At 63.5% G+C, this 21,532-nt stretch carries 17 protein-coding genes; 10 read left to right on the top strand and 7 right to left on the bottom strand.

Annotation, left to right across the window (positions count from 1 at the left end; translation table 11 throughout):
- Positions 1–56: 56 nt before the first annotated feature.
- The 3 genes from NWI01_RS12940 to NWI01_RS12950 all read right to left on the bottom strand — a co-directional run bounded on the left by NWI01_RS12940 (position 57) and on the right by NWI01_RS12950 (position 4,745).
- Positions 57–1,394 carry an NRAMP family divalent metal transporter gene (locus NWI01_RS12940; protein ID WP_141384239.1) on the bottom strand — a complete coding sequence of 446 codons (1,338 nt, stop codon included), beginning with the start codon at positions 1,392–1,394 and terminating at the stop codon, positions 57–59.
- A gap of 110 nt (positions 1,395–1,504) precedes the next feature.
- Positions 1,505–2,176, bottom strand: a complete 672-nt coding sequence (gene pdeM, locus NWI01_RS12945; RefSeq protein WP_181410476.1) for a ligase-associated DNA damage response endonuclease PdeM — start codon at positions 2,174–2,176, stop codon at positions 1,505–1,507.
- Positions 2,177–2,237: 61 nt separating this feature from the next.
- Positions 2,238–4,745, bottom strand: coding sequence for a ligase-associated DNA damage response DEXH box helicase (locus NWI01_RS12950; RefSeq protein WP_141384240.1), 2,508 nt, complete (start codon positions 4,743–4,745; stop codon positions 2,238–2,240).
- A 368-nt stretch (positions 4,746–5,113) separates the two neighbouring features.
- Between NWI01_RS12950 and NWI01_RS12955 the strand changes: the two genes are divergently transcribed.
- The 3 genes from NWI01_RS12955 to NWI01_RS12970 all read left to right on the top strand — a co-directional run bounded on the left by NWI01_RS12955 (position 5,114) and on the right by NWI01_RS12970 (position 9,763).
- Entirely contained in the window at positions 5,114–6,463 is a 1,350-nt protein-coding gene (locus NWI01_RS12955) for an outer membrane protein (RefSeq protein WP_141384241.1), read from the top strand.
- A gap of 621 nt (positions 6,464–7,084) precedes the next feature.
- Positions 7,085–8,005, top strand: coding sequence for a zinc metalloprotease HtpX (htpX, locus tag NWI01_RS12960; protein ID WP_141384290.1), 921 nt, complete (start codon positions 7,085–7,087; stop codon positions 8,003–8,005).
- Between the two features lie 534 nt (positions 8,006–8,539).
- A complete protein-coding gene (locus tag NWI01_RS12970) occupies positions 8,540–9,763 on the top strand; it encodes a penicillin-binding protein activator (protein WP_244613753.1) in 1,224 nt (407 codons plus the stop codon).
- A 128-nt stretch (positions 9,764–9,891) separates the two neighbouring features.
- On the opposite strand, the gene hemW is transcribed toward NWI01_RS12970, so the two are convergent.
- The 3 genes from hemW to rph form a co-directional block, all read right to left on the bottom strand.
- A complete protein-coding gene (gene hemW / locus NWI01_RS12975; RefSeq protein WP_141384242.1) occupies positions 9,892–11,052 on the bottom strand; it encodes a radical SAM family heme chaperone HemW in 1,161 nt (386 codons plus the stop codon).
- Positions 11,039–11,674 carry an RdgB/HAM1 family non-canonical purine NTP pyrophosphatase gene (rdgB, locus tag NWI01_RS12980; protein ID WP_141384243.1) on the bottom strand — a complete coding sequence of 212 codons (636 nt, stop codon included), beginning with the start codon at positions 11,672–11,674 and terminating at the stop codon, positions 11,039–11,041. The genes hemW and rdgB overlap by 14 nt, the downstream gene beginning before the upstream one ends.
- Before the next feature lie 117 nt (positions 11,675–11,791).
- Positions 11,792–12,505, bottom strand: coding sequence for a ribonuclease PH (gene rph / locus NWI01_RS12985; RefSeq protein ID WP_141384244.1), 714 nt, complete (start codon positions 12,503–12,505; stop codon positions 11,792–11,794).
- A gap of 194 nt (positions 12,506–12,699) precedes the next feature.
- Between rph and hrcA the strand changes: the two genes are divergently transcribed.
- Positions 12,700–13,788 (top strand): heat-inducible transcriptional repressor HrcA, encoded by a 1,089-nt coding sequence (gene hrcA / locus NWI01_RS12990; RefSeq protein ID WP_141384245.1) that lies wholly within the window; start codon positions 12,700–12,702, stop codon positions 13,786–13,788.
- 93 nt (positions 13,789–13,881) lie between these two features.
- The gene (gene grpE / locus NWI01_RS12995) at positions 13,882–14,475 is read left to right on the top strand and encodes a nucleotide exchange factor GrpE (RefSeq protein WP_141384246.1); all 594 of its coding nucleotides are present in this window, start codon (positions 13,882–13,884) and stop codon (positions 14,473–14,475) included.
- A 226-nt stretch (positions 14,476–14,701) separates the two neighbouring features.
- Here the strand turns inward: grpE and NWI01_RS13000 are convergent, their stop codons facing one another.
- Positions 14,702–15,640 carry a hypothetical protein gene (locus NWI01_RS13000; protein ID WP_141384247.1) on the bottom strand — a complete coding sequence of 313 codons (939 nt, stop codon included), beginning with the start codon at positions 15,638–15,640 and terminating at the stop codon, positions 14,702–14,704.
- A 392-nt stretch (positions 15,641–16,032) separates the two neighbouring features.
- On the opposite strand from NWI01_RS13000, the gene dnaK reads away from it, so the two are divergent.
- From dnaK to dapB, 5 genes are all read left to right on the top strand, one after another.
- Positions 16,033–17,925, top strand: a complete 1,893-nt coding sequence (dnaK, locus tag NWI01_RS13005) for a molecular chaperone DnaK (protein ID WP_141384248.1) — start codon at positions 16,033–16,035, stop codon at positions 17,923–17,925.
- Positions 17,926–18,079: 154 nt separating this feature from the next.
- On the top strand, positions 18,080–19,216 hold the full coding sequence (gene dnaJ / locus NWI01_RS13010) for a molecular chaperone DnaJ (protein ID WP_141384249.1): 1,137 nt from the start codon (positions 18,080–18,082) through the stop codon (positions 19,214–19,216).
- A 92-nt stretch (positions 19,217–19,308) separates the two neighbouring features.
- A complete protein-coding gene (locus tag NWI01_RS13015) occupies positions 19,309–19,911 on the top strand; it encodes a class I SAM-dependent methyltransferase (protein WP_141384250.1) in 603 nt (200 codons plus the stop codon).
- A gap of 96 nt (positions 19,912–20,007) precedes the next feature.
- The gene (locus NWI01_RS13020; protein WP_181410478.1) at positions 20,008–20,586 is read left to right on the top strand and encodes an NADPH-dependent FMN reductase; all 579 of its coding nucleotides are present in this window, start codon (positions 20,008–20,010) and stop codon (positions 20,584–20,586) included.
- 104 nt (positions 20,587–20,690) lie between these two features.
- Positions 20,691–21,503, top strand: a complete 813-nt coding sequence (gene dapB / locus NWI01_RS13025) for a 4-hydroxy-tetrahydrodipicolinate reductase (protein ID WP_141384252.1) — start codon at positions 20,691–20,693, stop codon at positions 21,501–21,503.
- The last annotated feature ends 29 nt before the right edge of the window (positions 21,504–21,532 follow it).

The following is a 21,532-nucleotide window of genomic DNA, read 5'->3' on the forward strand; positions in this document are numbered from 1 at the left end:
CTTTGCTCGAAAACGCTGTAGCTTGGCATGCCCCGGCTAATCATCTGCGGAATGCCCTATAGCGCCCACGCGATCGCCATCGCCACAACGCCGAGCGCCATGACGACGGTGGCGAGCCAACCGAGCCAATACAGCGGGCCCTCCACCCTGAACCCGCCCATGACATCATGGCGTCGCGCCATCGCCATCAGCAGCACCATCACCGGCACCGCAAGCACGCCGTTGATAACCGCGCTCCAATACAGCGCCTGGATGGGGTTTATGGGGGTGAAGTTCAGGAGAATGCCGATCGCTGCCGACAGCGCCAGCACCCCATAAAACGCCGCCGCCTTCTTCGGCTTGCGCGCCAGGCCCACCGGCCATCGCAACCCCTCTCCAATGGCATAGGCCGCCGAACCCGCGAGCACGGGAACCGCCAGCAACCCGGTGCCGACAATACCGAGCGCGAAGACCGTTTCCGCGAACGGGCCCGCGATCGGTCGCAAGGCTTCCGCAGCCTGTGCGGAGGTTTCGATATCGGTCTTGCCCGCCGCGTGAAAGGTCGCGGCAGCGGTAAGGATGATCGCGACCGCGATCAGGCCCGAAAACGCCATTCCGATGATGGTGTCGGCGCGAATGCGATGAAACTCCTCCTGCGCGCCATGGTGCCTTTGTATCAGGGGCCGTTTTCCGGCATCGACCCGCTGATCCTCCGCTTCCTGCGAGGCCTGCCAGAAAAACAGATACGGTGAAATCGTCGTGCCAAGGATGGCCACGATAGTGGTGAGAAAGGGTGCGCTGAAGTCGACGCGCGGAATCAGCAATCCCGCGATCGCTTCGCTCCACGACACCTGCGCGACAGCGAGCGCGGCGACATAGGCAAACAGACTCAGCGTCAACCACTTCAACACAGCGACGTAGCGGCGGTAATCGAGAAAGATCTGCGCCGCAACCGAAGTGATGCCGAACATCAGCACGTAGGCAAAGGCGGGGCCCCCAATCAGCAGCCTGGACGCATCCGCCATGGCGCCAAGGTCGGCGGCGATGTTGATGGTGTTGGCGACAAACAGTAAGATCACAATGGCGATCAACAGGCTTGCGGGATAGTGACGACAGGCATTGCCGGCGATGCCGTGTCCGGTAACGCGACCGACCCGCGCCGAAATCTCCTGGATCGCCACCATCAGGGGAAACGTCAGCAGCATCGTCCAGCTCGCTCCGTAACCGAGTTGCGCACCTGTCTGGCTATAGGTGCCTATGCCGGAGGGATCGTCGTCGGCGGCTCCGGTGATAAGCCCAGGCCCGAGCGTTTTGAAGACATCCCGATGCCGTCGTGAAGGCGCACCTGTCGGAGACGGTTCGCTCCGGCGCCACCTTCCACGTCGTCCGCGTGTTGTCGATTTTGAATGCGTCATGGCTACGGCCGCCTCGACAACACGGACCGGCTCATTCCAGTTCCAAGCATCTCAGCGCCCGATGGACGAAAGCCGCGCCGCACCTGCCAAGCAGAAGAAGGTCGTCGCTGTCAGCTACAGCGCGAGGCCGCGATCGCGTGCAGGCGGCTGTGGCCGAGCACATGCGCCGTGAAATCGGCCGAGAAGATTCTGGCGAACGCCCCGTTTCGAATGCTCAGGCCTCCCGCGAAAGCGCCGAACGCCGGCATCACCATGCGCGCGCCGTCGCTGGCGAAACAACGCCGCTCCATCGAACGGCCTCGCGCCGAGACCCGCGCCTTGGGATGCAGATGGCCCGCGATTTCGCCGAAAGCGCCCGTCGGCTCATGACGAAACACAATCCCGCCGATCTCCCATTCGGTTGCGACAAGGCCACCGAGTCCGGACGGCGGCGCCGGATCGTGATTGCCCGAAATCCAGATCCAGCGGCGACCTGCCTGCAAACCCGACAGCGCCTCGCGATCCCCCGCACACAGACGGTTGTGAGCGTCGCGATCGTGAAAACTGTCGCCGAGCGCAATCACCATGCGCGGATCGAAGCGCCGGATGACGGCGGCGAGCCGGTCGAGCGTCGCCACCGTATCATAGGGCGGCAGCAGCACGCCGCGCATCGCGAAGCTCGATCCCTTTTCCAGATGAAGGTCGGAGACAACGAGCAGGCGCTCCCGTTCCCAGAACAACGCGCCCGAGAGATCGGCGGCAAAGCCCGCGCCCGCGACGGTAACGGCGGCGACGCGGCTCATCTGCTCTCCCTGGGGAGAAAGCGCGTCACGCGCACGGCGATCCATATCCAGCATGATCAGTTCATGTTCCCGTCGCCTCGCGGACGAGTTGCTCGGCGGCTTCGGCCAGCAATTCGTCCGACGCTTCGCCATAGACCGTCTCCCGCCCGATCTCCAGCATGACGGGCACCGCGAGCGGTGAAATGCGCTCGAGCGGCTTGTGATCGATCCGTCCCCGAATCCGCGCCAGCATATCGCTGAGGCGGCGGATATCCAGCAACCCCGTTGCTGCATCTGCCCGCGCGGCGCGCAGCAGCATGTGGTCGGGCTGATGCTTGCGCAGCACGTCATAGACGAGATCGGTCGAGAACAGAACCTGCCGCCGGCTCTTTTCCGCTCCGGTGAACCGGCGGGCGATCAGGCCCGAAATGATCGCGCAACTGCGGAAAGTGCGCTTCATCAACGCGGATTCGGCAAGCCACGCTTCCAGATCATCACCCAGCATGTCCGGATCGAACAAGGCGTCGAGATCGAGCCGTCCCTGCCGGATCATCGACGAGGGATCGCCGAGCATCCAGACCGCGAGCGCATATTCGTTGGCGACGAAGCCAAGCGGCCGCGCCCGCGCGCGTTCCAATCGCCGCGTCAGCAACATGCCGAGAGTCTGGTGCGCAAGCCGTCCCTCGAACGGATAGCAGACCAGATAATGCTTGCCGGCGCGCGGAAAGGTTTCGACGATCATCTCGCGGGCATGCGGCACGCGTGAGAACCGCGACTGCAAATTCAACCATTCGCGCACCTGATGCGGCAGGCCGCGCCATGCGCGCTCGTCGTCGAGCAGGCGGCGAACGCGTTCGGCCAGATAGGTCGAGAGCGGAAACTTGCCGCCCATGTAGGACGGCACCTTCGGGCTCTCATCGTTCGCGCGTGAAACGTAGACCTGATCTTCGACCAGCGCCTCAAAGCGCACGATCTCGCCGCCGAACACGAAGGTGTCGCCGGCCACGAGCCCCTCGATGAAATATTCCTCGATCTCGCCCAGCATCCGGCCGCCGCGCGCGATCGCGCCGGTAGGACCTTTACCGCCGCCGTGCCGCGAGCGCACCAGCCTCACCTTCAGCATCGCCTCCTCGACGATGGTGCCGACATTGAGGCGATAGCTCTGCCGCGCGCGCGGATTGGCGACACGCCAACGCCCCTCTTTGTCCTGCCTGATGCGGGCGAAGCGTTCATAGCTCTTCAGCGCATAGCCGCCGGTGGCGACGAAATCGACCACGCCGTCGAAGTCGGCGCGCGGCAGCGCCGCATAGGGGGCCGCGGTCCGCACTTCCTCGTAAAGGTCATCGGCGTGGAACGGCCCGCCGCAGGCGCAGCCCATGACATGCTGCGCAAGAACATCGAGCGCGCCCGTGCGCAGCGGCGGCGTGTCCTGCGCGTTTTCGTTGACCGCGTCGATGGCGGCGCGGCATTCCAGCACTTCGAACCGGTTAGCCGGGACCAGAACCGCGCGCGAGGCTTCATCAAGGCGATGATTGGCGCGGCCGATCCGCTGCATCAGCCGCGAGGCGCCTTTGGGCGCACCGATATTGATGACGAGATCGACATCGCCCCAATCGACCCCGAGATCGAGCGAGGAGGTGCAGACCACGCCGCGCAGCCGTCCGGCCGTCATCGCCTGCTCCACCTTGCGGCGCTGCGCGACATCGAGCGAGCCGTGATGCAGCGCGATGGCGAGGCCGTCGTCGTTGATGCGCCAGAGATCCTGGAACAACATCTCCGCCTGGCTCCGGGTGTTGACGAACACCAGCGTCGTCCTGTTGCGCCTGATGAGATCGTAGATCTCGGTCAGCGCATGGCGCGCCGAGTGCCCCGCCCACGGCAGCCGTTCGCTCGTGTCCAGCATCTCGACAATCGGAGCAGCGGCGCCGTCGGCCTCGACGATGTCGGCCGAAACGGTTTTGCCTCGCGGCTGCGGCGCCAGGAATCGCGCCAGCGCGTGCGGATCGGCCACCGTCGCCGACAGGCCGATCGTGCGCATTTGCGGCGCGAGCCGCCATAACCGAGCCAATGCCAATGACAACAGATCGCCTCGCTTCGAGGTCGCCAGCGCATGCAGTTCATCGAGCACGACGCGCTGCAACGACGAGAACAGAAAGGACGCGTCATCGGAGGCCAGCAGCAACGCGATCTGTTCGGGGGTGGTCAGCAGGACATCCGGCGGGTAACGCCGCTGCCGCTGCCGCCGCGACACCGGCGTGTCGCCGGTGCGGGTCTCGACCCGGATCGGCAGATTCATTTCCGCGATCGGGGTCTCCAGATTGCGCGCGATATCGACCGCCAGCGCCTTCAATGGGGAAATATAGAGGGTGTGAAGGTGTTGTCCCTTGCCTGATATTTCCACCAGCGTCGGCAGGAATCCGGCCAGCGTCTTGCCCGCGCCGGTGGGGGCGATCAGCAGCGCCGGGCGGCCGTCACGCGCCTTTCGCAGCAAGGCCAGCTGATGTGCGCGCGGCGACCATCCCCGCGCCGCGAACCAGCGCAGAAAGCCGTCCGGCAGCAATGGCTGCGCTTCGCGATCAGCGATTCCCACGCTGCAAGAGGTAGGGCGTCCCGCCTGTCCGGTCGAGTTCGAACGCGACCAAAGCGTTTGCGAGCGAGCGGATGACCTGCTCGCGTGAAGAAAACGCGTCAAACTACAATCAGAAGCGAAAATGCTCCAGCCGCGCGAAACGATGGCGAATCAGCGAACCCGGTACACCGGCCGGAACCGGCTTCGGCATGGCCGGGAGACGGCGGCAGAACCGCGCCGGGAGCCGGAATCGCCACGCAAGCCGCTGATTTTCGCGAGATTTTCATCTTCACGGCATCATTCCCGGCAGGTGTGGCTACCGAACCACAGACAAGTTTCCCATCGAAGGGTACAGTCTCCGGGTCATTTGCAGACGGGGACTATCCATAATGAAAAAGATTCTGCTCGGCGTTCTGCTGGCCAGCACCGCGATGACCGCCCAGGCGGCGGATCTCGCACCTCGGCCCTACACCAAGGCTCCGCCGATAGCCCCGATCTACGACTGGACAGGCCTTTACTTCGGCGTGAACGTCGGCCTCGGGCTGGGCCGCAATCGTGTCGTGCATGATTTTGGCCCCGCGGCGATTTCGACCCAGCTGCAGCCGCTCGGCGCGATCGGAGGCGGCCAGATCGGCTACAACTGGCAGACCAACTCGTTCTTCGGCCCGCTCGTGTTCGGCGTCGAAGCCGACATCCAGGGCGCCGACATGACCGACAACCGGACCAACTTTGCCGGTGTCCTGCAATACAATCAGCGGCTCAACTGGTTCGGCACGGCGCGCGGCCGCATCGGTCTGGTCAACGGTCCGATGCTGACTTACGTCACCGGCGGTTGGGCCTACGGTAACGTTGGCACCACTGTCATTCAAGGCGGTGTGCCGTCCGCGTTCGGCGGCGGACGCAGCGGCTGGACCTTTGGCAGCGGCGTCGAAGCCACGCTCGGCGGCAACTGGACCGGCAAGATCGAATACCTTCATCTCGATTTCGGCAACCGCACCGACTTCATCGGCGGTCAGGCCCTGCATTCCGAGCTGCGCGAAAATATCTTCCGCGCCGGCCTGAACTATCGCATCGGCGCCAGCAACCCCTACGCACCGGTCGCCACCACCAACTGGAACGGCCTGTATCTCGGCGGCAATATCGGCGGCGGCCTCGGTCGCAACCGCAACACCATTTCCAATCCGGCCGGCAACCTCGCCCAGTTCAATCTCGCGCCCAACGGCCTCATCGGCGGTGGCCAGATCGGCTACAACTGGCAGGCCGCCAATATCGTCTTCGGCCTCGAGACAGACTTCCAGGGCTCGACCCTTGAGGACAACAAGACCTGCTTCGGCTGCGTGCCCGGCGCCTCGATCGATTTCAATTCGAAGCTGCAGTGGTTCGGCACCGTGCGCGGCCGTCTCGGTTACGCCGTCGGAAACTCGATGTTCTATGCCACCGGCGGTTTCGCCTACGGCAACGTCCGGACCGCGCTCAACAATTTGAGCTTCGCCGACACCCGGACCGGCTGGACGGCGGGCGGCGGCATCGAGACGCCGCTCCCACTGGTGAACCTGTTCGGTGGCCCCCTGTTCGGCCCGAACTGGACCTCGACGACGGAGTATCTCTACGTCGACCTCGGCCGCTCGAGCTTCAACATCGGTGGCGGGCCGAACGTACTGACGACTGGCGCGCAGGAGCACATCTTCCGCACCGGCCTGAACTATCACTTCAATACCCCGTTGGCTCCGGGCTATTGACGGTAACGGTCCCAGGGACGGGGGTTTTCGAAGCCCTGGCCTGACGGGTTAAAATTCTGGGGGAGTGGGCAAGAAAGCCGCATCGCATCGCGATGCGGCTTTCTTCATGAGCGGCCGTCGCAAGGAGAGGATTTGACCAAAGCGTCGCGCTTCACAGTCGAAAATCGATCCATGGGCGCTCGCTATCTATCGGCGCGGCGTGGGAATGGAACTGCTGCGCTGCCTGATGGACGAATGCGCGGCGCGTGGCTATCGGCAAAACGATCGCCCCCACCGGAGATTCCGCCAATGCGGCATCGATCGATTTATGCGCGCGGCGGAGCTTCGAGATGATCGTTATCCGCCTCTGCGTCGGCCTTAAATCCGGCCCGCTGGCTCGATAGCTTGATGATGCGGCTCGCACTCGACGAGGGCTACGCAACAATACCGACGAAGCGCCGGGGATACCGCGGTGACAGTACCCGTTCCCCCGGCGTCCTGTTTCCTCCTCCGGGAGGAATGATCCCGGAATTTCCTCGCCGCGACCGGCCGCCGCACTTGCGCGCCCTGATACGGAGTTCCCATGTTCTGGATGCCGGCCGCCATTCCGGCGAGCGTTCGACGAGTCTTTCGAGGAATCCGATGAATTATTTTCGTACTGCGATCCTGCTGGCGGGTCTCACGGGCCTGTTCATGGGCGTGGGCTATCTGATCGGCGGCGCCAGCGGCGCGACGATCGCGCTCGTCGTCGCAGCTGCGACCAACCTCTTCGCCTACTGGAACTCCGACCGCATGGTGCTGTCGATGTATGGCGCACATGAGGTCGATACCGGCACCGCGCCCGACCTGCACCGGCTGGTGGCCGAACTGGCTGCGCGCGCCAGCCTGCCGATGCCGCGCGTGTTCATCATGGATAATCCGCAGCCGAACGCGTTCGCCACCGGCCGCAATCCGGAGAATGCCGCCGTGGCGGTGACGACGGGGCTCATGCAGTCGCTGAGCCGCGAGGAACTGGCCGGCGTGATCGCGCATGAACTCGCGCACATCAAGCATCACGACACGCTGCTGATGACCATTACCGCAACCTTCGCCGGCGCGATCTCGATGCTGGCGCAGTTCGGCATGTTCTTCGGCGGCAACCGCGGCAACAACGGTCCCGGCATCATCGGCTCGCTAGCGATGATGATCCTCGCGCCGTTCGGAGCCATGCTGGTGCAGATGGCGATCAGCCGCACGCGCGAATACGCCGCCGACGAAATGGGCGCGCGCATCTGCGGCCAGCCGATTTGGCTTGCCTCGGCGCTGGCCAAGATCGACAACGCCGCGCATCAGGTGCCGAACATGGAGGCCGAACGCGCGCCCGCGACCGCGCACATGTTCATCATCAACCCGCTGTCGGGGCGCGGCATGGACAACCTGTTCGCGACCCATCCCTCGACTGAAAACCGCATCGCCGCATTGCAGAGGCTCGCCGGACAATCCGGCGGTGGCCCTGCCCCCCGTCCGGAGCCCAACCCGCGTAGCCCCTGGAACAGGGGCCCTCGCAGCGGTCCATGGGGCTGAAGCGGCAGCAAGGGTTGTGAACCGCAGGGGCGCGCCATCGTGGCGCGTGTGGCGCCTTCTCGCTTCTGGCGGAATCAGAAGCGAGGCTCCATGCGCTTGATGTAACGCGTTTTCTTCATGCGAACCGGTTTCCATCCTCGGGTCAAGCCCGAGGACATGCTTCGCTCGAAAACGCTATAATCCGCGATGCCCATCCGTCGACGCGCAAGATCAATCAACCGGATCTTCCGGGCTTCCGCCGTTCGCCCCGGAGTCTGATTTAACTGCGTCGAAATCAGACTCCGGGTTTAAATTTTGATCGTGCACGAATCTTGTCCGACATCCGGTTTCCACTTTCCAGGATCATGCTCCGGCGTTTTCGACGCCACTCATGCCTTCCGGACAAAACCCGAGAATAGACGCCGGTTGGCGCGTGCGGGGAAAATTCGGGGCGGACATGATCCGTTTGTTTTGGTTAAATGTGCGCCGGCATCATGGTTGATTCCCCCGCTGACTGGATTGTGCTCGGACCTGTCCGGATGGTCCGCTGCAAGGATGATGATGAAAGACCCTTTCGGACCACAAACGGAGCGTCACGGCTCCACGCGGCGAACCGCGCTGGGCCTCGTCGTGGGTGCGCCTCTGCTCGGGGCCTGCTCGGGAGTCCAGCAAACGCTGACCAACAATTTTTCCAGCCCTCCCGGTTCTTCTCCGCAGCCCGAGTCGACCGGGGGGCCCCAGCAGGGAGCCACAATCGGCACCGGTCAGGTCAAGGTCGGCCTGATCCTTCCACTGTCGGCGGCAGGTAATGCGAGCATTGCGGCGCAGTCGATGCGGAATGCGGCCGAGATGGCGCTATCGGAATTCCAGAATCCGAACGTCCAGGTGCTGGTCAAGGACGCGGCAGGCACGGCGCGGGGTGCGCAGCAGGGGGCTCAACAGGCGCTCGATGAAGGGGCCGAAATCATTCTCGGCCCGCTATTTGCGGCGTCGGTCCCGGGGGTTGCCCAGGTGGTGCGAACCCGCAATGTTTCGGTGATCGCATTTTCGACGGATTCGAGCATTGCCGGCAGAGGCGTCTATCTTCTGAGTTTTCTTCCTGAATCGGACATCACCCGGATCGTCGAATACGCCGCGAGCACCGGAAAGCGCTCGTTCGCCGCGATGGTGCCCGAGAACGCCTACGGTAATGTCGTGGAGGCGGCCTTCAAGCAGACGGTTGGCCGTCGCGGAGGGCGGATCGCCGCATTCGAAAAGTACGGCTCCGATCGCGTCAGCGCGGCGCGGAACGTTGCTCAGTCGCTCCGCTCGGCCGATGCGCTGCTGATCGCCGATGATGGCGATGCGGTGGTTTCCGTCGCCGACGCGCTCACGGCGGCGGGGGCGAATCTGCGCAACGTCCAGCTTCTCGGCACCGGGCTGTGGGACAATCCTCGCGTATTCGCAAGCACAGCGTTGCAGGGTGGTCTCTATGCCGCCCCAGACCCGGCGGGCTTTCGCGCCTTCGCAAACCGCTACCGCACCAAGTTCGGCGGCGAGCCGGTGCGTACGGCGACCCTTGCCTATGATGCGGTCGCGCTGGTGGCCGCCCTCGCCCGCACTCAGGGATCGCAGCGCTTCGCCGCGGAAACGCTGACCAACGCCTCCGGGTTTGCCGGCATCGACGGCTTGTTTCGATTCCGTTCCGACGGCACCAATCAGCGCGGCCTCGCCGTCATGCGCGTCGCATCCGGCGGCGGCCAGTCGGTGGCAGGCTCGCCAAAAAGTTTTGGCGCCTGATCCATAGTGTTTTCGAGCGAAGCATGTCCTCAGGCTTGACCCGAGGATGGAATCCGGTTCGCGTGAAGAAAACGCGTCAAATCGACATCATAGATGTCCTGCTTCCGATTCTGTCAGAAGCGGAAATGTCATGCGGCTAGATCGGCCACCACGGCATCGAGAACGGGGAAGCCATCCTGCGTGACGCGCAAGCGGCCGTCGGTACTGATCATGATCGCGCCTTCGTCACGGAGGATCGCGATGCGCCGCGGATCAAGAGAGCGGCCCGACAGCGCCGCGTAGCGCCGCGGATCGATGCCCTCGCGCAAGCGCAGCCCCATGAGCAGGAATTCGTCGGCGCGCTCTTCGCTGTTCAGCAGATCGTCGGCGACCATTCCGTTGCCGATCGCCTCGACGCGCATGAGCCACGCCTCAGGCCGCTTTTCGGTGGCGATGGCGTGCCTGACGCCGTCGATGTCGAGGCGGCCGTGCGCTCCGGGGCCGATGCCCGCATACTCCTGGCCGCGCCAGTAAACCAGATTGTGCCGGCATTCCGCGCCCGGCCGCGCATGATTCGAGATCTCGTAAGCGGGCAGGCCATAACGCGCGCAGACGTCCTGCGTGACGTCGTACAGGTCGCGCGCGATCGCCTCATCGGGGGTCTTGAGCTTCCCGGCCGCATGCAGGTCGAAAAACGGCGTCCCCGCTTCGATCGTCAATTGATAAAGCGACAGATGCTCCGCCGCTTCCGATATCGCGCGCTGCAACTCCCCGGCCCACATCGCCGGTGTCTGGTCCGGACGCGCATAGATCAGATCGAAGGAATAGCGATCGAAGACCGAGCGCGCGATCGCAACCGCATCCTGCGCCTCGCGCGCGGTGTGCAGCCGGCCGAGCGCCTTCAGCGAGGAATCGTCGAGCGCCTGCACGCCGAGCGAGACCCGATTGACGCCCGCGGCGCGGTAGCCGCGGAATCGCGTGGCCTCCACGCTGGTCGGATTAGCTTCCAGCGTGACCTCAACGTCATCGGCAACGCTCCAATGTTTTCCGATTGCGTCGAGAATGGCGCCGACGGTCTGCGGCCGCATCAGGGACGGCGTGCCGCCGCCGAGGAAAATCGAGGACACCGTGCGCCCGCGCGAGCGGACCGCCGTGGTCTCGATCTCGCGCGCGAAAGCCCGTGTAAAGCGCTCTTCATCGATCGGCGCGTGGCGCACGTGACTGTTGAAATCGCAATACGGGCACTTCGACAGGCAGAACGGCCAGTGGACGTAAACGCCGAACGCAGCGGCCGGATCAGCGGGGCTCAAGGGCAATCTCCGCCAGTTTCACGAACGCGCGGGCGCGATGCGACAGGCCAAGACCGCCCGGCGGAAGCCCATGCTTCTCGATGCCGGCCATCTCGCCGAAGGTACGGCTGTGCCCGTCCGGCAGAAACACCGGATCATAACCGAAACCGGCCGTGCCCCGCGGCGGCCAGACCAGCGCGCCATCCACGCGGCCTTCGACTTCCTGGAGATGGCCGTCCGGCCACGCAACGCAGAGCGCCGAAACGAAGTGAGCCTTGCGCTTGTCCGCGCTGGTCGCGCCACGCTCCTGCAGCAGGCGCTCGATCCGCGTCATCGCCGCGGAAAAATCCGCAGGTTTGCCGGCCCATCGCGCGGAGTGGATGCCCGGCGCGCCGTCCAGCGCCTCGACGACCAGGCCGGAATCATCGGCAAAGGCCGGAAGCCTTGCGCTCAGGGCAGCAGAGGTCGCCTTGATCCGGGCATTGGCGCGGAAATCCTCGCCTGTTTCCTCAGGCTCGTCGAGACCGAGTTCGCCGGCGGAGACCACTTCGACGCCATACGGCGCAAGCAGCTCGCGAAGCTCGGCGAGCTTACCGGGATTGTGGGTGGCGATCACGAGCTTGCCGGCGATTCGACGATGCATGACCGATCGGGTTTCAGCTTCTTGTTCTGAAAGGTTTTCCTGACGCGACGGGAGGCCCGCTTCGCCGGAAAACGCGACAGGACGCGAGTCCTGCGGATGAACCGCGCAAGCGGCGAATCACGCCACCGCCATTTTCTGCAAATCCACCAGCCGCGCGACCCCTTTTTTCGCCAGCGCCATCAGCGCCAGAAACTCATCATCGGAGAAAGGCACCTTTTCGGCGGTTCCCTGCACCTCGATGATTCGTCCTTCGCCGGTCATGACGAAGTTTGCATCGGTATCGGCTTCCGAATCCTCGGCATAGTCCAGATCGAGGACGGGCGTGCCGTTGTAGATGCCGCATGAGATGGCTGCGACATTGCCTCGAAGCACGCTGGCCTTGAGCATGTTGCGGGCCTTCATCCAGTTGACGCAGTCGGCCAGCGCGACCCAGGCGCCGGTGATCGATGCGGTGCGCGTACCCCCATCGGCCTGAATGACGTCGCAATCGATCGTGATCTGGCGCTCGCCGAGCGCCTCGAGGTCGACCGCCGCACGCAGGGAACGACCGATCAGGCGCTGGATTTCGACGGTCCGGCCGCCCTGCTTACCGGCGGAGGCCTCGCGCCGGGTCCGCTCCAGCGTGGCGCGCGGCAGCATTCCGTATTCGGCCGTCACCCAGCCCCGGCCCTGACCCTTGAGCCATGGCGGCAGCCGCTCCTCAAGCGTCGCGGTGACCAGCACATGGGTATCGCCGAATTTCACCATGCAGGAGCCTTCGGCGTATTTGACCACGCCACGTTCCAGCGACACGGCGCGCAGTTCATCCGGTGCACGACGGCTAGGTCGCATGGGAACCCCTCCAGCTATTCATGAGAATCCTCGTGCCGTGCTTTTAGGGGTGGGGAGCCGCACCGGCAAGGGTCAGACGTGCAATTGCCCTCAGAACGGCAGTTACCCAAAGCCTGCTTGTAACTGGTGCGCGGGAGAGACAAATTAGAAGCGGTCTCAGGCACGATGAACATTATGCGCGGGAGAAAATAGCGTTGGCCCATCACGATCCGATCGGTCTGATTGCACCGAACGCCGGACTTGCCCAGTTGAACGAGCGCTCGCGCGATATTTTTCGCCAGATTGTCGAGAGCTATCTTGCAACGGGCGAACCCGTGGGCTCCCGCAACATTTCCCGGCTGATCGCGGTGCCGCTCTCGCCGGCCTCGGTCCGCAATGTGATGTCGGATCTCGAACAGCTCGGGCTGATTTATGCGCCGCACACCTCGGCCGGGCGCCTGCCGACCGAGCTCGGCCTGCGTTTTTTTGTCGATGCCCTGATGCAGGTTGGAGATCTCACCGAGCCGGAACGCCAGTCGATCCAGAACCAGCTCGCGTCGGTCGGCAAGGCGCAATCGGTCGAGGCCGCGCTGGAGGAAGCCTTGACGCGGCTGTCCGGATTGACCCGGGCGGCGGCGGTGGTTCTGACGGCCAAATCCAACGTACGCTTGAAGCATATCGAGTTTGTCAGGCTGGAGCCCGACAAGGCGCTGGTGGTGCTGGTCGCCGAAGACGGGCAGGTCGAAAATCGCGTGCTGACGCTCCCGTCCGGCGTTCCGGCTTCAGCGTTGACGGAGGCGTCAAATTTTCTGAATGCCCGGATTCGCGGCCGGACGCTCGCCGAGGCACGGCTCGAGCTGGAAACCGCGTTGACGCAAAGCAAGGCGGAGCTCGATCAGCTCACACAAAAAATCATCGCAGCCGGAATTGCGAGCTGGTCCGGCGGCGACAGCGACGACCGGCAGTTGATCGTGCGCGGCCATGCCAACCTGCTCGAGGACCTGCATGCGATGGAGGACCTCGAACGCGTGCGGCTATTGTTCGACGACCTCGAAACCAAGCGCGGGGTGATCGATCTGCTTGGCCGCGCCGAGCGCGCAGACGGCGTGCGCATTTTCATCGGCTCGGAGAACAAGCTGTTCTCGCTGTCCGGATCCTCGACGATCATCGCGCCCTATAGCGATGGCGCCGGCCACATCGTCGGCGTTCTCGGCGTGATCGGACCGACCCGGCTGAACTACGCGCGCGTGATCCCGATGGTGGACTATGCCGCGCGCATCGTCAGCCGGATGCTCGGCAGATGAGCCGGACCCACCGCGCTTGATTTTTACGCCTGAACCACGATATCCCGCACGACCATTCCTTTCCATTCGAGACAACTGCGAGAAGGCTGCGTAATGACCGATTCCGACGGCAAAACAGACAAGTCCGGCGAACCGGCTGCGGAGGTCGAGCCCGTGGTGTCCAAGCCTTACGTCATGCCGGACGATCCCGAGGACGATGCGCTCGACGCGCTGAACAAGCAACTCGCGGAGGCGAAGGATCGGACGTTGCGTACGCTGGCGGAGATGGAGAATCTGCGCAAGCGCACGGCGCGGGAGGTGTCGGACGCGCGAACCTACGGCATTTCGGGCTTCGCGCGCGACGTTCTGGAGATCGCCGACAATCTGCAGCGCGCGCTTGATGCGGTGCCGGCGGACGCGCGCGCGGCGCCGGATCCCGGCCTGAAAGCGCTGATCGAGGGCGTGGAGCTGACCGAACGCTCGCTGCACAACGCTCTCGAAAAGCACGGCGTGAAGAAATTCGATCCGGCCGGCGAAAAGTTCGATCCCAACGTCCATCAGGCCATGTACGAAGTTCCCGATCCGTCCGTCCCCGTCGGCACGGTCGCCCAGGTCATTCAGGCCGGCTACATGATCGGCGAGCGGGTGCTGCGTCCGGCGCTGGTGGGCGTCGCCAAGGGCGGAGCCAAGGCAGCCGCGCCGGAATAACAGCCTCCGCGTTTTGAGGCTTTGCTGCGGCACTGGAGCATGATCCCGACCCGAAGAGCCGCGCCAGCGCAAAGTGGAAACCGGTTTTCGGGTAAGATCATGCTCAATCAAAAGAGATAAGCGGCCTGCGCAAGCAAGGCCGCGAGGAATGGATGTCAGCTCGCGTGAAGATAGCGCGTCGGGTCAAAATCACGGAGCCGCGCTTCTTCTGTCAGAAGCGAAAGAGCTAACGCGGCAGGATCCCGTCGCGAACCGCGCGGAAGCGCGGAAAAACGTCCGACCATTCGTTCCGCGGCGTGCTCCCGATCAGGCGCATGGCTGTTTTTCCGCTGCCGAACACCAGCCACTGCACCACGGTCACCGGCGTATTCGTTCGCGTGTTGGTGCCGTCGATTCGCGTTTCAAAGCCGGGCGATCCGTTGATCCGAATCGGCTCCGACATGGTGATGCGTCCCTCACGCAGGTTCGGGATCGTGGCGGCGACATCGCGCGCGAACCGGCTCCGATCATCCGGCCGCTCCGGGACCGAACCGATCGGGCTGATGATGATGAAGGCGCTGCCGTCGATGTTGTTTTCCGTTTCCGCATCGGACAACAGGATGACGGCTCCCGGCGTCAGCGTGCGGATCAGCTTGAAGGAGCTCAGTTCGCTCAGCTTGAAGGGCAGCAGGCCCAGTTGCTCCTCGAGCGGGACTTCCTTGCGCAGGGCGACCGTTGCGAACATCTTCTGCACGGCCTCGTCGGAATAGATCTTCCCGACGTTCTCCGGCACCTGCGCCGCGACGTATCCGGAAAAGGTGCCGCCGGAAATCACCATTGAATAACGCCGGACATTGTCTTCGCCGTTCTTGGCGGTCTCGACGATGAAATAACCCGGTCCACTCGCGGTCTCGAGGCCTTGCGGCTTTAGACCTCGGGGGTCGGCGGCGTTCGATTTCGCGACAGTTTCCACGTCTCTGAAAGCGGCGACGGGGAGCTCGGCGACGACGACCTTGACGCGCTGATCCGCAGTCTCAAAACCCGGAAATGTCTTTGCCGGATTGAGGCCTATCAGCGGAACCAGCCCGATCCGGCTGCCCGGCGCATAGATCACGTCGCTGGCGAGCGACGGATTAGCGCCGGTCAGCAGGCAGAGAATGGCAAACACGTGCAGAAAATGTCTCATGCGCGCTTATCTGGATTTGCATTGAGGCCGTTCAATGATCGTCAGGCCGGCGGGACCGTAAGATGATTCAGGGTATGCATTCTACGAAACCTGACTGCCGCATCAAGCGCATGAGCCGTTGGCGCAGGCGGCGGCGACCGTCTTCACCATGGCCCAAGACGGCTGGTCCGGCTAGGTTAATTATCGCTTGTCCAGATCGTCCCTGGCTGGCAGGGGATGCAAAAGAATTGCGTTTTCAGACGGCGGAGAGATGTCCGGTCCTTGCGGCCCCCACCCCCCCTCCTATATGAGGCTCACCGTCGCTATATCGCGAGTAATTGATATCTGGGGGTCTGGATGAGGGTGCCGTCAGGGCCTGCCCGGACTGCCGTAACAAGAAGGATATGAGGACCATGGGAAAGGTCATTGGGATCGACCTCGGCACCACCAATTCGTGCGTGGCGGTAATGGACGGCAAGGCGCCGAAAGTCATCGAAAACGCGGAAGGGATGCGGACCACGCCGTCCATCGTCGCCTTCAGTGATGATGGCGAGCGTCTCGTCGGGCAGCCGGCCAAGCGCCAGGCCGTGACCAATCCCGAGCGGACCATTTTCGCCGTCAAGCGCCTGATCGGCCGGCGCTACGACGACCCCACGGTTGAAAAGGACAAGCAGCTTGTCCCTTACAAGATCGCGAAAGCCGGTAACGGCGACGCCTGGGTCGAGGCCGATGGCAAGACCTATTCGCCCTCGCAGATTTCGGCCTTCACGCTTCAGAAGATGAAGGAGACCGCCGAGGCTCATCTCGGTCAGAAGGTCGATCAGGCCGTCATCACCGTGCCCGCCTACTTCAACGACGCGCAACGTCAGGCGACCAAGGACGCCGGCAAGATCGCCGGCCTCGAAGTGCTGCGCATCATCAACGAGCCGACCGCGGCCGCGCTTGCCTACGGCCTCGACAAGTCGAAGGCCGGCACCATCGCCGTATATGATCTCGGCGGCGGCACGTTCGACGTGTCGGTTCTCGAGATCGGCGACGGCGTATTCGAGGTGAAGTCGACCAACGGGGATACGTTCCTCGGCGGCGAAGACTTCGACATGCGTCTGGTCAACTATCTCGCGGACGAATTCCAGAAGGAGCAGGGCATCAACCTGCGCAACGACAAGCTGGCGTTGCAGCGGTTGAAGGAAGCCGCGGAGAAAGCGAAGATCGAACTGTCGTCGACCACGCAGACCGAAATCAATCTGCCGTTCATCACGGCCGACCAGTCCGGCCCGAAGCATCTGACGATGAAGCTCACTCGCGCCAAGTTCGAGGCGCTGGTCGATGATCTCGTGCAGAAGACGATCGAGCCGTGCCGCAAGGCGCTGAAGGATGCCGGCCTGACGGCGGGCGAGATCGGCGAAGTGGTGCTGGTCGGCGGCATGACGCGCATGCCGAAGGTCCAGGAAGTCGTCAAGCAGTTGTTCGGCAAGGAGCCGCACAAGGGCGTCAACCCGGACGAGGTTGTCGCGATCGGCGCGGCGATCCAGGCCGGCGTGCTGCAGGGCGACGTCAAGGACGTGCTGCTGCTCGACGTCACGCCGCTATCGCTGGGCATCGAGACGCTGGGCGGGGTATTCACCCGCATCATCGACCGCAATACCACGATCCCGACCAAGAAGAGTCAGGTGTTCTCGACAGCCGAGGACAACCAGAACGCCGTCACCATTCGCGTTTTCCAGGGCGAGCGTGAAATGGCGGCGGACAACAAGATCCTCGGCCAGTTCGATCTGATGGGCATTCCGCCCGCTCCGCGCGGCATGCCGCAGATCGAAGTGACGTTCGACATCGACGCCAACGGCATCGTCAACGTTTCCGCCAAGGACAAGGCGACCGGCAAGGAACAGCAGATCCGCATCCAGGCCTCGGGCGGCCTGTCGGAGGCTGACATCGAGAAGATGGTCAAGGACGCGGAAGCCAACGCCGCCGAGGACAAGAAGCGCCGCGAGGCCGTGGACGCCAAGAATCAGGCCGACAGCCTGGTGCATTCGACCGAAAAGGCTCTCACCGAACACGGCTCGAAGATCGAGGAAAGCGAACGCCGCGCGATCGAGGATGCGGTCAGCGATCTGAAGGAAGCGCTGAAAGGCGACGATGCGGAGGCGATCAAGGCCAAGACCAACACGCTGGCGCAGGCCTCCATGAAGCTCGGCGAGGCCATGTATAAACAACAGGCTGAGGCCGATGCCGCCAAGGACGCCGCGAAGGACGATGTCGTCGATGCGGAGTTTACCGAGGTCGACGACGACAAGAAGTCTGCTTAAACGGCAGAACTGACATGACCCCGCCCCCGAACGAGTGCTCATCGCGTCTCGAAGGGCGGGGTCACGCTTGTCTTAGCAAGACCCTTCATCCATCGATGAGCCAATTTTATCATGCGTCTTCCGTAATGAAGCGACGTTCGAGCGGAATGGACTGATGTCGAACAAGCGCTGTTACTACGAAACCCTTGAAGTCGATCGGAACGCGGACGAGACCAAGCTCAAGGCGGCCTTTCGCAAGCTGGCCATGAAATGGCACCCGGACAGGAATCCGGGCGACGCGTCCAGTGAGGTGCGCTTCAAGGAAATCAATGAGGCCTATGAGGTCCTGAAAGACGGCAACAAGCGCGCGGCTTACGACCGCTTTGGCCATGCCGCGTTCGAGCAGGGTGGCATGGGCGGTGGCGGTGCCGGGTTCGGCGCAGGATTCGCTTCCTCATTCTCCGACATCTTCGAGGATCTGTTCGGCATGGCCGGACAGCGCGGCCGGTCGGGTGGCCGCGAACGGGGCGGAGATCTTCGATATAATATGGAGATCACGCTTGAGGAGGCCTATCACGGCAAGACCGCACAGATCGAGATTCCGGTCTCGGTGACGTGCGAATCCTGCTCAGGCACCGGCGCCAAGGCCGGGACCAAGCCGAAGAACTGCGCGATGTGCGGCGGCGCCGGCCGGATTCGTCAGGCTCAGGGCTTCTTCACACTGGAGCGCACCTGTCCCGGCTGTCAGGGGCGGGGCCAGATGATCGAGGATCCCTGCCCGCCCTGCGGCGGGTCGGGCCGCGTCAACCGGGAGCGCTCGCTGTCGGTCAATATTCCCGCCGGCGTCGAGGATGGCACCCGCATCCGCCTCGCTGGCGAGGGTGAGGCAGGAGTCCGTGGCGGTCCGCCTGGCGACCTCTACATTTTCCTCTCGCTGGTTCCGCATCAGTTCTTCCAGCGGGACGGCGCAGATCTGCATTGCCGTGTTCCGATCTCAATGGTCGCCGCCGCTCTTGGCGGGGAGATCGAGGTGCCGACCATCGACAAGGGCAACACCAAGGTGCGGGTGCCGTCCGGAACCCAATCCGGCCGCCGTTTTCGCATTGCAACAAAGGGAATGCCCGTGCTGCGCTCTCGTCAGACCGGCGACATGTATGTTCAGGTGATGGTGGAAACCCCGCAGAACCTGACCAAGCGACAACAGGATCTTTTGGCCGAGTTTGAAAAGCTGTCGTCGGGAGAGACCCAACCCGAGGCGGCGGGTTTCTTCACTAAGGTCAAGGACTTCTTCGGCACTCGGGCGACCCCGTAATCACCGTTTTGCTTGACCGGGCCGATCGTCGGATGTACCTGTGAATAACTTAAGCCTGCCTCCCTGCCAGTATTGACCCACCTGGGTGCGAAATGCCTTTGCAATTGTCCGCGCGTGCGTCGAAGAAGCCCCTTCGTCTTGATGATGAGGTCCGCTTTCTCCGCTCGTGGATTGAGAAGCCGCTCCATATGGGCGCGGTCATGCCGTCCGGACGCATTCTGGCGCGCACGATGGCGCAGTATGTCGATGTCGCATCCACCGACCCGGTCATTGAGCTGGGACCGGGGACCGGGGCGATCACCAACGCGCTGATCGAGCACGGCGTCGATCCGAAACGTCTGGTGCTGGTCGAATACGATCCCGGCTTTTGTGCGCTGCTTCGCGACCGCTACCCGCAGGCGACAGTCGTGCAGGGCGACGCCTACACGTTGCGGGACTCGCTGTGGAACGTGCTGAGCGCGCGCGCTTCGGCGATCGTCTCCGGCCTGCCGCTCGTCACCAAGCCGATGTTGACCCGGCTCAGGCTGATACGGGACGCCTTCGCGACGCTCGCCCCCGGCGCCCCCTTCGTGCAGTTCACCTATTCGGTGGTGCCGCCCATCCCCAAATCTCTCCCGGGCATTTCGACCGAGGCGTCCGAGCGGATCTGGATGAACCTGCCTCCCGCGCGCGTCTGGGTGTATCGCAAGCGCTGATGGACTATAGCGTTTCAAACGAAGTGTTTGACCGGTTCGCGTGAAGAAAACGCTATAGCGCGGGCCGCAGGTGTCCCTGCAATGCGATCGACAGGCCTGTTCGCACCGAAAATCCTCATCATCCCCGGCTCGCTTCGCACCGGCTCGCAGAATGCAAGGCTTGCCGCGGTTATAGCCAAGGAGTTTATCCTGGCCGACGTTGAAGTCACCCGGATTTCGCTCGGAGACTTCCCGCTGCCGATCTACGACGCCGACCTGCAGGAAAATGCAGGCGTGCCCGCAAGCGCCGTCAACCTCAAGCAGATGATCGCCGCGCACCACGGGGTCCTCCTCGTGACGCCCGAATACAACGCTTCCCTGCCGCCATTGCTCAAGAACGCGATCGACTGGATATCACGCGTCCAAAGTCCGCATGAAGCGCGCGGCCAGGTTTTCCATGAGCGCGCATTTGCGATCGCGTCGGCCTCCACGGGCCGATTCGGCGGCGCACGATGTCTTGCTCAGCTACGCCTGATCCTCACGGCGTGCGGAGCGATGGTGATCCCCAATCAGCTCGCTCTGTCATTCGCCGGGGACGCCTATGACGATATGGAGCGGTTGAAGCGTTCGGCGGATGCCGATGCGCTTAAGAAGATGATACGCCAGTTGATCACGGTCGCCGGGAATATGCCGTGAGACCATACTGAATGGGAACGGCACCGCGCGGCAGATGCCGGACCTGATTGGTTGCCGCGAAACGCAGCCCCCGCTATACCGCAGAAGCATTCGAGGACTCGGCCGTGGCTGACATGCGTTTGATTGTTGCAGGAGCAGGCGGCCGGATGGGCCGCGCTTTGGTGCGCGCGATCGCGGAAACCGATGGCGCCGTGCTGGCTGGCGCGCTCGAGGCGCCGGAATCCGAGCTGATCGGGAAAGACGTTGGCGTTCTGGCCGGCCTTCCCGGCAGCGGAATCAACGTGTCAGCGGATCTCTGGTCATTGTCGGCGAATGCCGACGGTATCCTGGATTTTACCGTTCCGGCCGCAACCATCGCGAATGTGGCCATCGCCGCCGAGCGGGGGCTGGTCCATGTCATCGGCACCACCGGCCTTTCGGCGTCGGATATGGCTGTGATCCGGAGCGTCACCTCACGCACGGCGGTCGTGCAGTCGGGTAATATGAGTTTGGGCGTCAACCTGCTCGCCGCGCTGGTGAAGCGCATGGCGCAGGCGCTCGACGAGAGTTTCGATATTGAAGTTCTCGAAATGCATCACAGGGCCAAGGTCGATGCGCCTTCGGGCACCGCGTTGATGTTGGGGCAGGCGGCGGCTGACGGCCGCAAGGTCGATTTGAATCAGCGCGCGGCGCGCGGGCGCGACGGCCTTACCGGCGCCCGCGAGGCGGGCGACATCGGTTTTGCCTCGCTTCGGGGCGGCACCGTTTCAGGAGATCACAGCGTCATCTTCGCGGGTCCATATGAGCGCATCACCCTGTCGCACCATGCCGAGGACCGGATGATTTTCGCGCATGGGGCATTGAAGGCCGCAAAGTGGGCATTCGGTAAAGCGCCTGGCCTTTACTCGATGTCCGACGTGCTCGGGCTGGATGTTTAGTATTGCGATTATTACAGCGTTTTCGAACG

The sequence above is a fragment of the Nitrobacter winogradskyi genome, assembly GCF_006539545.1.
Taxonomy (GTDB): domain Bacteria; phylum Pseudomonadota; class Alphaproteobacteria; order Rhizobiales; family Xanthobacteraceae; genus Nitrobacter; species Nitrobacter winogradskyi_A.